This is a genomic window from Pseudomonas mercuritolerans (assembly GCF_025706525.1).
Classification (GTDB): domain Bacteria; phylum Pseudomonadota; class Gammaproteobacteria; order Pseudomonadales; family Pseudomonadaceae; genus Aquipseudomonas; species Aquipseudomonas mercuritolerans.
Map to the genome: position 1 here is coordinate 363,133 of NZ_JAMSHA010000002.1, position 11,711 is coordinate 374,843.

At 59.9% G+C, this 11,711-nt stretch carries 14 protein-coding genes and 1 other RNA gene; 7 read left to right on the forward strand and 8 right to left on the reverse strand.

The annotated features are described in order from the left end of the window. Window positions 1-9: 9 nt before the first annotated feature. Window positions 10-570, reverse strand: coding sequence for a YecA/YgfB family protein (locus ND528_RS06405; protein WP_130911327.1), 561 nt, complete (start codon window positions 568-570; stop codon window positions 10-12). A gap of 125 nt (window positions 571-695) precedes the next feature. On the opposite strand from ND528_RS06405, the gene ND528_RS06410 reads away from it, so the two are divergent. The 4 genes from ND528_RS06410 to ND528_RS06425 all read left to right on the forward strand — a co-directional run bounded on the left by ND528_RS06410 (window position 696) and on the right by ND528_RS06425 (window position 2,114). Further along, window positions 696-905, forward strand: a complete 210-nt coding sequence (locus ND528_RS06410; protein WP_007911197.1) for a TIGR02449 family protein — start codon at window positions 696-698, stop codon at window positions 903-905. Continuing rightward, on the forward strand, window positions 902-1,219 hold the full coding sequence (locus tag ND528_RS06415; RefSeq protein ID WP_016772632.1) for a cell division protein ZapA: 318 nt from the start codon (window positions 902-904) through the stop codon (window positions 1,217-1,219). The genes ND528_RS06410 and ND528_RS06415 overlap by 4 nt, the downstream gene beginning before the upstream one ends. A gap of 30 nt (window positions 1,220-1,249) precedes the next feature. Beyond that, a non-coding RNA gene (gene ssrS / locus ND528_RS06420) (6S RNA) lies at window positions 1,250-1,428 on the forward strand. Between the two features lie 80 nt (window positions 1,429-1,508). After that, the gene (locus ND528_RS06425) at window positions 1,509-2,114 is read left to right on the forward strand and encodes a 5-formyltetrahydrofolate cyclo-ligase (protein ID WP_263469939.1); all 606 of its coding nucleotides are present in this window, start codon (window positions 1,509-1,511) and stop codon (window positions 2,112-2,114) included. A 35-nt stretch (window positions 2,115-2,149) separates the two neighbouring features. Here the strand turns inward: ND528_RS06425 and ND528_RS06430 are convergent, their stop codons facing one another. Beyond that, a complete protein-coding gene (locus tag ND528_RS06430; RefSeq protein WP_024014743.1) occupies window positions 2,150-2,305 on the reverse strand; it encodes a hypothetical protein in 156 nt (51 codons plus the stop codon). Between the two features lie 197 nt (window positions 2,306-2,502). Here ND528_RS06430 and ND528_RS06435 point away from each other — a divergent pair, with 197 nt between their 5' ends. Next, window positions 2,503-2,952 (forward strand): EVE domain-containing protein, encoded by a 450-nt coding sequence (locus tag ND528_RS06435; protein ID WP_263469940.1) that lies wholly within the window; start codon window positions 2,503-2,505, stop codon window positions 2,950-2,952. Between the two features lie 95 nt (window positions 2,953-3,047). Here the strand turns inward: ND528_RS06435 and ND528_RS06440 are convergent, their stop codons facing one another. Beyond that, window positions 3,048-3,455 carry a flagellar basal body-associated protein FliL gene (locus tag ND528_RS06440; RefSeq protein WP_056791694.1) on the reverse strand — a complete coding sequence of 136 codons (408 nt, stop codon included), beginning with the start codon at window positions 3,453-3,455 and terminating at the stop codon, window positions 3,048-3,050. A gap of 150 nt (window positions 3,456-3,605) precedes the next feature. On the opposite strand from ND528_RS06440, the gene ND528_RS06445 reads away from it, so the two are divergent. Both ND528_RS06445 and glpT read left to right on the forward strand, forming a co-directional pair. Continuing rightward, a complete protein-coding gene (locus tag ND528_RS06445) occupies window positions 3,606-4,583 on the forward strand; it encodes an NADPH:quinone oxidoreductase family protein (protein ID WP_212617405.1) in 978 nt (325 codons plus the stop codon). 257 nt (window positions 4,584-4,840) lie between these two features. Next, window positions 4,841-6,190, forward strand: coding sequence for a glycerol-3-phosphate transporter (gene glpT, locus ND528_RS06450; protein WP_024014747.1), 1,350 nt, complete (start codon window positions 4,841-4,843; stop codon window positions 6,188-6,190). On the opposite strand, the gene ND528_RS06455 is transcribed toward glpT, so the two are convergent. From ND528_RS06455 to trxA, 5 genes are all read right to left on the reverse strand, one after another. After that, the gene (locus tag ND528_RS06455; protein ID WP_024014748.1) at window positions 6,166-6,834 is read right to left on the reverse strand and encodes a gamma-glutamylcyclotransferase; all 669 of its coding nucleotides are present in this window, start codon (window positions 6,832-6,834) and stop codon (window positions 6,166-6,168) included. The genes glpT and ND528_RS06455 overlap by 25 nt on opposite strands. Window positions 6,835-7,132: 298 nt before the next feature. Continuing rightward, entirely contained in the window at window positions 7,133-8,101 is a 969-nt protein-coding gene (locus ND528_RS06460; RefSeq protein ID WP_137214370.1) for a CDP-6-deoxy-delta-3,4-glucoseen reductase, read from the reverse strand. Next, a complete protein-coding gene (gene ubiD, locus ND528_RS06465) occupies window positions 8,101-9,567 on the reverse strand; it encodes a 4-hydroxy-3-polyprenylbenzoate decarboxylase (RefSeq protein WP_212617407.1) in 1,467 nt (488 codons plus the stop codon). The genes ND528_RS06460 and ubiD overlap by 1 nt, the downstream gene beginning before the upstream one ends. A 239-nt stretch (window positions 9,568-9,806) precedes the next feature. After that, window positions 9,807-11,066 carry a transcription termination factor Rho gene (gene rho / locus ND528_RS06470; RefSeq protein WP_003229334.1) on the reverse strand — a complete coding sequence of 420 codons (1,260 nt, stop codon included), beginning with the start codon at window positions 11,064-11,066 and terminating at the stop codon, window positions 9,807-9,809. A 248-nt stretch (window positions 11,067-11,314) separates the two neighbouring features. Continuing rightward, on the reverse strand, window positions 11,315-11,644 hold the full coding sequence (trxA, locus tag ND528_RS06475) for a thioredoxin TrxA (protein WP_003206727.1): 330 nt from the start codon (window positions 11,642-11,644) through the stop codon (window positions 11,315-11,317). Window positions 11,645-11,711 lie beyond the last annotated feature (67 nt).

Consider the following 11,711-nt stretch of genomic DNA (forward strand, 5'->3'; position numbering starts at 1 on the left):
GGCACGCGATTAATGCAACGACGGCTTGGCGGCTGGCGGCACATCGGCTTTTTTGGTTTCCGAGAACAGCAGCAACGGCGCGACGCGCAGGTATTCCATGACTTCCATGTAGTCGGATTCGCCGTCTTCGGATTCTTCCAGCGCGTCCTGCACCTGGGAAATGGCGGCCAGATCCTGCAGCACTTCGGTGGCTTCGGTGCTGAGCATGCTGCTGTCGCGGCAGTTCAGGCCGAAACCGCTGAGGAAGCCCCGGCACCATTCGCCCAGTGCAGCAGCGCGGTCGGCCAGCGGCGCATCGTCGGTCGGCAGCAGCAGCACGACAGTGACGTCGTCGCCGGTCAGCTCGCCTTTGACCATCTCCTGCAGGCCGATCAGGGCGTTGCGGACGTTGTCCTGGATCTCGCCTTCGAGCAGTTCGGCGGCGTCGATCAGCCAGCCTTCGTGATCGAAGCCGGCCCCGGCGCAACTGCGCCCGAGCAGCACGCCGTGCAGTTCGGCAGGCGAGACGTTGTGGCCGCTGGCAGTCAGCAGGGTGGCAAAGGCTTGGTACGGGGAATTCGCAATGGTCATGGGCAGCTAGGCGCCAGACGGCGCTATGTCTAGAATGAAGGCCTTGTATCCTACATCGACAGCCCAGCCAAGACCATTAAAGGCTGTCCGCCAGTCACCACCCATCAGACGAACACGTGGACCCAATGGAAGACACCGACCTGCAAGCGCTGATGGCCAGACTCGAACTGCTGATTGGCCGAGTCGAGCAACTTAAGAGTCAAAACGCACTCTTACTAGCTCAGGAAAAAACCTGGCGCGAGGAACGCGCTCACCTCATTGAAAAAAACGAAATCGCCCGGCGTAAGGTCGAATCGATGATTTCGCGCCTCAAGGCCCTGGAGCAAGACTCATGAGTTCAAGCAATAGCGTTACCGTGCAGATCCTCGACAAAGAGTATTCGATCATCTGCCCGCCGGAAGAACGCAGCAATCTGGTCAGCGCCGCCCGCTACCTGGACGGCAAGATGCGCGAGATCCGCAGCAGCGGCAAAGTCATCGGCGCCGACCGCATTGCCGTGATGGCCGCGCTGAACATCACCCACGACCTGTTGCACAAAGAAGAGCGCCCGGACATCCAGGCCAGCGGTTCGACCCGCGAACAGGTGCGCGACTTGCTTGATCGTGTCGATCTGGTCCTGGCCGACGATCAGAACACCGCCAAGGGCTGATTCGACTGGCAGCTTGAGGTATACTCGCGGCACTCCCTGGGGTGCTTGCCAGTTGACGATGTCCCGGAGCCGATTCGCACTACCCTGGAAGTTGCACGTTGGGCTGGTGTGCATGTCCGCTAGACGGAAAGCCTTAAAGTCTACTGCTTCTTCCACCTTGAACTTTCGGGTTCAAGGGCTGAGTTGACAGCGGTTCATCCGGGGAGCCTGATTCGAATCCGATGTCGGTGTATGCCGACATCGGATTTTTTATGCGTACGTTTTTGCATCCACCTGCCGAAGCCGAACCATGACCGAACCCGCGCTGCTGCCCCGCCCGCAACTCCGCCGCCTGCTGCGCAAGTCGCGCCGCGCACTGACGCCAGGCGAACAACGCCAGGCTGCCAAAGGCCTGTTCCGGCAATTGGCGCAAGACCCGCACTTTCGACGGGCAAAACATATCTCTCTGTATTTGCCCACCGACGGTGAAATCGATCCGCGCCTGCTCCTGCGCGAAGCCCAGCGTCGCGGCAAGGCGACTTATCTGCCGGTACTCAGTGCCTGGCCAAGAACGAAAATGGTCTTCCAGCGCATCCGCCCCGGCGAAAAGCTCATGCCCAATCGTTTCCGCATCCTTGAGCCCCGGGCCAATCTGGCTCGGCAACGCAAGGTCTGGGCGCTGGATCTGGTGCTGTTGCCGCTGGTGGGGTTTGACGATGTCGGCGGGCGCCTGGGCATGGGCGGCGGATTTTATGACCGCAGCCTCGCCTATCTGGCCCGGCGCAAAAACTGGCGCAAGCCGACGCTGCTGGGCCTGGCCCATGAATGTCAGAAGGTCGAGCGTTTGGCGCAGGCGAGCTGGGATGTGCCGTTACAAGGCACGGTCACCGACAAGGCGTGGTATTTCGCAGAGTAGACGCCGCACGGAACAGCGGCGTCGAAGATACAGGTTCAGCGTTTGAAAGCGGTCGACTGTTGCACCTGTTGCGCCACTTCAATCGGCGCATCGGTCTTGTTGGCCCACAGGCTCTGCGCGTAACCGGTGGTTACCACGCCCAGGCCAAACAAAATTACCAAAGTCCATAGCAAATCCGGTTTGCGTTTCATCGATTGCCCCCCTCAAGGCACATCATCACGATGACAGCAGCGGTTTCCGTTCGTAGGCCGTGCAGCAGCGTCAAGCTTTAAAGGCCGGCATTTTGCGGCAACGTGAACCTGTGCGCAAACGCTGACGTCAACCGACTGTCGGTTTGTCATAAAATTGCCCGACAACCTGCCCAATGACCGTTTCAGGAGCACAAGACATGGCCTACTGGCTGATGAAATCAGAGCCCGACGAACTCTCGATCAAGGGCCTGGAAAAGCTCGGCAAGGCGCGCTGGGACGGGGTTCGCAACTATCAGGCGCGCAATTTCCTGCGGGCGATGGCGGTCGGCGACGAGTTCTTTTTCTACCATTCCAGCTGCCCGGAGCCGGGGATTGCCGGGATCGGCAAGATTATTGAAGCGGCCTATCCCGATCCGACGGCGCTGGAGCCGGACAGCCATTACTTCGATCCGAAGGCTACAGCAGAAAAAAATGCCTGGAGCGCGATCGATGTCGAGCATGTCGAGACGTTCAAACGGGTGTTGAAGCTGGATTATCTGAAGCAGCAGACGGCGCTCGCGGAGCTGCCACTGGTGCAGAAGGGCTCGCGGTTGTCGGTGATGCCGGTCACACCAGAACAGTGGGCGGCGGTAATTGCGTTGCGTTGACGCGCAAAAAGATCGCAGCCTTTGGCAGCTCCTACAGGGGCTCGCGTTCCAAATGTAGGAGCTGCCGAAGGCTGCGATCTTTTGACTTTTATGACTTACTGAATGATCAGGTTGTTGAACAACAGATCCTCAACAACAGGCTTGCCGGTCTCGTCATTCATGACCTGCTGGGTCTGCTTCAACGCTTCCTGACGCAGCTTTTCCTTGCCCTCGATGCTGCCCATCGCCTCGGTCGACTGTTGAGTGAACAACGCCACCAGCTGATTGCGGATCAGCGGCTCGTTGGCCTTGACCAGTTTGGTCGCCTCTTCACCGGTTACGCGCAGGGCCACATCGGCCTTGTAGACCTTGAGCTTGGCGGTGCCGTCGAGGCCATAGTTGCCGACGAACGGCGGGCTCAGGGTGATGTAATTGACCTTCGGCGCCTCGCCTTCTTTGGCTTCTTCGGCCAGTGCTGCCACAGGCAGAGACAGGGCCAGCAACAACATGATCCACGCTTTCACAATTCGCTCCTTATCCGGTTTGCGGCCTAGCATAACGACCCGCCGCGCAAGCACAAGCTTATGGCTGACTATCAGGGCCGGGCATGCTCGTTGACCCGTTGATTCACACACCTACACTTATCGGCCATCACTCCCAAAGGAATAGCCCTGATGAAAGCCGTGCTGTGCAAAGCCTTCGGCCCTGCCGAATCGCTGGTGCTGGAAGACGTCGCCAGTCCTGTCGCCAAGAAGAATGAAATCCTGCTGGACGTGCACGCTGCCGGAGTCAATTTCCCGGACACGCTGATCATCGAGGGCAAATACCAGTTCAAACCGCCCTTCCCGTTTTCGCCAGGCGGTGAAGCGGCGGGCGTGGTGCGCGAAGTCGGGGAAAAGGTCAGCCATCTGAAAGTCGGCGACCGGGTCATGGCGCTGACCGGTTGGGGCAGTTTTGCCGAGCAGGTGGCGGTGCCGGGCTACAACGTCCTGCCGATTCCGCCGTCGATGGATTTCAACGTCGCCGCTGCATTCAGCATGACCTATGGCACGTCGATGCACGCGCTCAAACAACGCGCCAACCTGCAAGCGGGCGAAACCCTGCTGGTGCTTGGCGCATCGGGCGGCGTCGGCCTCGCCGCAGTGGAGATCGGCAAAGCCATGGGTGCCCGCGTGATCGCTGCCGCCAGCAGCGCCGAAAAACTCGCGGTGGCCAAGGCTGCCGGCGCCGATGAGCTGATCAACTACAGCGAAGCCAGTCTGAAGGACGAGATCAAACGCCTCACCGATGGCCAGGGCGCCGACGTGATCTACGACCCGGTCGGCGGCGACCTGTTCGACCAGGCCATTCGCGCCATCGCCTGGAACGGCCGCCTGCTGGTGGTCGGCTTCGCCAGCGGACGCATCCCGGAACTGCCGGTCAACCTCGCCCTGCTCAAAGGCGCGGCGGTGCTCGGCGTGTTCTGGGGCTCCTTTGCCCAGCGCCAACCCCAGGACAACGCAGCAAACTTCCAGCAGCTGTTTGCCTGGTTTGCCGAGGGCAAACTCAAACCGCTGGTGTCGCAGGTGTATCCGCTGAGCAATGCCGCGCAGGCGATCGATGATCTTGGCCAGCGCAAGGCTGTGGGCAAGGTTGTCGTTCAGGTTCGTTAACAACATGGAGCGATCCGGAGCAACCATCCGGATCGCTTTACCGTTGAGGTCTGCCTCTTCCATACGTCAAACCGCAGAAACCCACCCGAGCCACCATCCCCTCAGCGCCGCCTTCTTATCTCAGAGCGACATGTTCATAAAGGAACGCTCATCTGCCCAAATTTCCGCTGTTTTGCCGACGTGAAGCGATGCTATTTTCGGTAACGAAACTGTAACATTCGCATCCGCAGTCAAAACAAGAAAACTGGAGCTCTTGAATGTTTGCTTTCTTTCGTCCTGCCGCACATCAGGCTCCATTGCCTGAAGAAAAAATAGACAGCACCTACCGCCGCCTGCGCTGGCAGATCTTCGCCGGTATCTTTATCGGCTACGCCGGTTACTACCTGCTGCGCAAGAACTTCTCCCTGGCCATGCCGTACCTGATCGACGAAGGCTACAGCCGTGGCGACCTCGGTCTGGCGATGTCGGCGATCGCCATTGCTTACGGTCTGTCGAAGTTCCTCATGGGCCTGGTGTCCGACCGTTCCAACCCGCGCTTCTTCCTGCCGTTCGGTCTGCTGGTCTCGGCCGGGGTGATGTTCATTTTCGGTTTCGCGCCGTGGGCAACGTCCAGCGTGACGATGATGTTCATTCTGTTGTTCATCAACGGCTGGGCGCAGGGCATGGGCTGGCCGCCGAGCGGGCGGACCATGGTGCACTGGTGGTCGCAGAAGGAACGCGGCGGCGTGGTGTCGGTGTGGAACGTGGCGCATAACGTCGGCGGCGGTCTGATCGGCCCGCTGTTCCTGATCGGCATGGGCCTGTTCAACGACTGGCACGCGGCGTTCTACGTCCCGGCAGCGGTCGCGCTGGGCGTGGCGGTATTCGCCTTCATCACCATGCGTGACACCCCGCAATCGGTCGGCCTGCCGCCGATCGAGCAGTACAAGAACGACTACCCGGAAGGCTACGACGCCAGCCACGAAGACGAATTCAGCGCCAAGGAAATCTTCGTCAAATACGTGCTGCGTAACAAAATGCTCTGGTACATCGCTCTGGCCAACGTTTTCGTCTACTTGCTGCGCTACGGCGTGCTGGACTGGGCGCCGACGTACCTGAAGGAAGCCAAGGGCTTCACCGTGGATAAGACCTCGTGGGCCTATTTCTTCTACGAGTGGGCGGGCATTCCGGGCACGCTGCTGTGCGGCTGGATGTCGGACAAGATCTTCCGTGGCAACCGTGGCCTGACCGGCATGGTGTTCATGGCCCTGGTGACTGTGGCGACTCTGGTGTACTGGCTCAATCCGGCCGGCAACCCGATGGTCGACATGATCGCCCTGTTGTCGATCGGCTTCCTGATCTACGGCCCGGTGATGCTGATCGGTCTGCAAGCGCTGGAACTGGCACCGAAGAAAGCCGCCGGTACCGCAGCGGGCTTCACCGGTCTGTTCGGTTATCTGGGGGGTTCGGTCGCGGCCAGTGCGGCGATGGGCTACACCGTTGACCACTTCGGCTGGGATGGCGGTTTCGTGCTGCTGGTCGGCGCTTGCCTGCTGGCGATGGCCTTCCTTGCGCCAACGCTGTGGCACAAGCAAGTCGCCAGTCAGAGCCGTGAAGCGGTCGCCTGATCGCTGTGTGATTTACAGCGCTTGAGCCGCGCCTCCAGATTTCGATCCGGCATGGCGTGGCTGCGCAGGGCGTGCGCGGTCTGCTCGACATAATCGCGAGTGGTGCCGTAGCGCCCGCTGGCGCTGGCGAATACCTGGCTGAGCACATGATCCGGCAAGTTGCCGGCGTAGCTCGGCAGGTGACGCTCCAGAACGAAGCCCAAGGCCTGCACCTGAGTGCCATCTTCGAGCCGGCAATTGAGCCAGTGCGGGCGATACGACGGAAACGGCATCTCACGTTTCCACAGGGCATACAGCGCGGTATCGAGATTGTCTTCCGGCAAGCGGTAGGCAAAGCCACTGCACGAACCGCCGCGATCCAGACCGAACACCAGGCCGGGCATTTCCGGTGTACCGCGGTGCTCGTGGGACCACAGGTACAAGCCGCGATGGTAGCCGTGCACGCGACCGCGCATGCGCTCGACTGCCGTGCACTCCGGCCGCCAGATCAGCGAACCATACGCGAACAGCCACACCGGCCCGCCCTTGTGGCGCGCCATGGTCGATTGCATGGAAGCGAGAAGTTGTTCGTGCGTCAGCTGCGGCCCAAGATCGAGCCGCGGAGGGTAAGCCAGGTTCAGAATTGCGTTTTCAATGGCGCTCATGGCGAATAGCGTTCAGCTCCCCGCGGGTGAAGAATTACTTAATAGAACGCACCGCTGTAACAATAAGGCACATATGTTTTAAGGCAAATTAAGTGCCATCACACCGGCGGTGATTAATTGCCTGATTGATATATAACCTAGCGGTATTTATTCAATTACATAAATACCGATCGGCTATAAGCGGAGTTATAACGCATAAAACCAATGTGGGAGCGAGCTTGCTCGCGAAAGCAATCTGTCAGGCGACGTCAATGGTGACTGAAAAACGGCATTCGCGAGCAAGCTCGCTCCCACATTTTCAAGAGCGCGGCGCATAGGCGAACACATCGGCGCGCATCTGATGCGCATCCATGCCCGCCTCGACCAGCGCATCCAGGGTGCCGTAAACCATCGCTGGCGAACCGCTGGCATAGACATGTAGCGGCTTCAGATCAGGGAAATCTTCGCAAACCGCCTCGTGCAGCATGCCGCAGCGCCCTTCCCAGCCGCACTGGTCACTGACCACTTTGTGCAGGAACAGATTGGGCAGCTTCAGCCATTCGTCCCAGTGTTCGATCTGATAGAAATCTTCCGGGCGGCGCACGCCCCAGTACAGATGCACCGGATGCTTGAAACCTTCAGCGCGGCAATGCTCGATCAAGGCATGAATCTGGCCCATGCCGGTGCCAGCGGCGATCAGCACCAGCGGACCGTCAGGCAATTCGGCCAAGTGGGTATCGCCAAAGGGCAGCTCGACACGCACCAGCGGGTTGCGTTGCAGCTGTTCGATCAGGCTCAACGCACTGGCTTCGCGCGCCAGCACGTGAATTTCCAGATCACGCCCGCCGTGGGGTGCCGAAGCCATCGAGAAGGCGGATTTCTCGCCGCTCTCGCGCTCGATCATCAAATACTGCCCGGCGTGATAACGCGGCGGCTTGCCGGCCGGTGCACGCAGACGCACGCGCCAGGTGTCGCCACCGACCTCGCGACACTCGATGACCTGACACGACAGGCTGCGCACCGGCAGCTCACCCAATGCGAGTACGCCATCCCACAGCAGCACGCAGTCTTCCAGCGGTGCGGCGATGCAGGTGTAGAACTCGCCATGATCGTGGACTTTGCCGGCCTGCTCGACGCGGCCCTCCACCAGCAGCGCTGCACACACATGGCAATTGCCGTTGCGGCAGCTTTGCGGGCAGTCATAGCCCAGGCGCCGCGCACCGTCGAGAATCCGCTCACCGGGCTGTATCTCGAGCACTGCTCCGGAAGGCTGCAGGGTTACACGCATCAATCTATTCCTAACTGGTTCCAGATGGCATCGATCCGTTGGGTGACGGCGGCGTCCTTGACGATCACGCGGCCCCACTCGCGGGTGGTTTCGCCCGGCCACTTGTGGGTGGCATCCAGGCCCATTTTCGAGCCCAGGCCGGAAATCGGCGAGGCGAAGTCGAGGTAGTCGATCGGCGTGTTGTCGATCATCACCGTGTCGCGCTTGGGGTCCATGCGCGTGGTGATGGCCCAGATCACGTCGTTCCAGTCGCGGGCGTTGATATCGTCGTCAGTGACGATAACGAACTTGGTGTACATGAACTGTCGCAAAAACGACCAGACGCCGAGCATCACGCGCTTGGCATGCCCCGGATACGACTTCTTCATTGTCACCACAGCCATGCGGTACGAGCAACCTTCCGGCGGCAGGTAGAAGTCGGTGATCTCCGGAAACTGCTTCTGCAGGATCGGCACGAACACTTCGTTCAGCGCCACGCCGAGAATCGCCGGCTCATCCGGCGGACGGCCGGTGTAAGTGCTGTGATAGATCGGTTTGATCCGGTGGGTAATGCGCTCGACGGTGAACACCGGGAAGCTGTCGACTTCGTTGTAGTAACCGGTGTGGTCGCCATACGGGCCTTCGTCGGCCATCTCGCCCGGATGAATCACGCCTTCAAGAATGATTTCGGCGGTGGCCGGCACTTGCAGATCGTTGCCACGGCACTTGACCAGTTCGGTGCGGTTACCCCGCAGCAGACCGGCGAAAGCATATTCCGAAAGGCTGTCCGGCACCGGCGTCACGGCACCGAGAATCGTCGCCGGATCGGCGCCCAGGGCCACGGACACCGGGAACGGCTGGCCCGGGTGCTTCTCGCACCACTCGCGGAAATCGAGGGCGCCGCCACGGTGGCTGAGCCAGCGCATGATTACCTTGTTGCGGCCGATCACTTGCTGGCGGTAGATACCGAGGTTCTGGCGTTCCTTGTTCGGGCCTTTGGTGACGGTCAGGCCCCAGGTGATCAGCGGGCCGACGTCGCCGGGCCAGCAGGTCTGCACCGGCAACATCGCCAGATCGACATCGTCGCCTTCGATGACCACTTCCTGGCACACCGCGTCTTTGACCACTTTCGGCGCCATCGAAATGATCTTGCGGAAGATCGGCAGTTTCGACCACGCGTCCTTCAAGCCCTTCGGCGGCTCCGGCTCCTTGAGAAAGGCCAGCAGCTTGCCGATTTCGCGCAGCTCGCTGACCGACTCGGCGCCCATGCCCATGGCCACGCGCTCGGGGGTGCCGAACAGATTGCCGAGCACCGGAATGTCGTAACCGGTGGGCTTCTCGAACAACAGTGCCGGGCCTTTGGCCCGCAGCGTGCGGTCGCACACCTCAGTCATCTCCAGCACCGGCGAGACGGGAATCTGGATGCGTTTCAACTCTCCGCGCTGCTCAAGCTGCTGCACGAAATCCCGAAGATCCTTGAATTTCATTGACGATGGCACCCTCAAAATAGGCGTACATCCTACCTGCTCTGACGGGCAAACAGCAGCCCGTCATCGCTCGATTGTGGCCCCCGCGCTGCGGCGAAGGCGCAGGCCTTGAACTCGGGAGTGCGCTGCCGACGCCGCAAAAATCGGCCCATCAACAGATATCCGTGATGGCCGCGAGATTTTTCGGGGCAAAAAAAACGCCCCCTTGCGGGAGCGTCCTTTGTTGAAACGCCAGCGTATTACTTGCGCTTCATCGACAAGAAGAACTCGTCGTTGGTCTTGGTCGTTTTCAGCTTGTCGACCAGGAACTCGATGGCGGCAACTTCGTCCATCGGGTGCAGCAGCTTGCGCAGAATCCACATGCGCTGCAGTTCGTCGTCGGCGGTCAGCAACTCTTCGCGGCGGGTGCCGGAGCGGTTGATGTTGATAGCCGGGAACACACGCTTCTCGGCGATCTTGCGATCCAGAGGCAGCTCCATGTTGCCGGTACCCTTGAACTCTTCGTAGATCACTTCGTCCATCTTCGAGCCGGTTTCAACCAGCGCGGTGGCGATAATGGTCAGCGAGCCGCCTTCTTCGATGTTACGCGCGGCACCGAAGAAACGTTTCGGCTTCTCGAGGGCATGGGCATCGACACCACCGGTCAATACCTTGCCGGAGCTCGGGATCACGGTGTTGTAGGCACGGGCCAGACGAGTGATGGAGTCGAGCAGGATCACCACGTCTTTCTTGTGTTCGACCAGGCGCTTGGCCTTCTCGATCACCATTTCAGCAACCTGCACGTGACGGGTCGGCGGCTCGTCGAAGGTCGAGGCAACCACTTCGCCGCGCACGGTGCGCTGCATTTCGGTCACTTCTTCCGGACGCTCGTCGATCAACAGCACGATCAGGTGAACTTCAGGATTGTTACGGGCGATGTTCGCTGCGATGTTCTGCAGCATGATCGTTTTACCGGCTTTCGGCGGTGCGACGATCAGGCCACGCTGGCCTTTGCCGATCGGCGCGCACAGGTCGATCACGCGACCGGTCAAGTCTTCGGTGGAACCGTTGCCGGCTTCCATCTTCATGCGCACGGTCGGGAACAGCGGCGTCAGGTTCTCGAAGAGAATCTTGTTTTTCGCGTTCTCCGGACGATCGAAGTTGATCGTGTCGACCTTGAGCAGGGCGAAATACCGCTCGCCTTCCTTCGGAGGGCGGATCTTGCCAACGATGGTGTCACCGGTGCGCAAGTTGAAGCGGCGGATCTGGCTCGGCGAGACGTAGATGTCGTCAGGGCCGGCGAGGTAGGAAGCGTCTGCGGAGCGCAGGAAGCCGAAGCCGTCCTGGAGAATCTCCAGCACGCCATCACCGGAGATTTCCTCGCCGCTTTTCGCGTGCTTTTTCAGCAGGGAGAAAATCACGTCCTGCTTGCGCGAACGGGCCATATTTTCTATGCCCATCTGTTCGGCCAATTCGAGCAGTTCGGTAATCGGCTTTTGCTTGAGTTCAGTCAGATTCATATAGGAATGACGTAATCATTTATGGAGGGGGGGAAATTAAGCTTTTGGCTTAATGAGGCCGCGCCGCGGAGAAGGCGACAGGATCGCGAACTAATTCGAAAAGGAGTGCGTCGGCGACGGCTAGCAGGGGGCATTGGAGAAACCAGTGCGGGGCCGAATGTACCACCTGAGTTTCGGAGCGTCTAGCCCTGAATACGCAAAAAGCCCCGCGATTTGCGGGGCTTTTTTTCAGCGTTTTACTGCGACGCTCAGATGTTGGCGTCGAGGAACGCCGCCAGCTGCGACTTCGACAGTGCGCCGACCTTGGTCGCTTCAACGTTGCCGTTCTTGAACAGCATCAGCGTCGGGATACCACGCACGCCATGCTTGGCCGGGGTTTCCTGGTTTTCGTCGATGTTCAGTTTGGCGACGGTCAGCTTGCCTTTGTAAGTCTCGGCAATCTCGTCCAGAACCGGTGCGATCATTTTGCAAGGGCCGCACCATTCAGCCCAGTAGTCGACCAGGACAGCGCCTTCGGCCTTGAGTACGTCGGCTTCGAAGCTAGCGTCGCTAACGTGTTTGATCAGATCGCTGCTCATGGAATTCTCCAGGTTGTAAGCAAAAAAACGTGGCCCATCATAGCCGCCCTTCCCTTGTTCAGGAAGC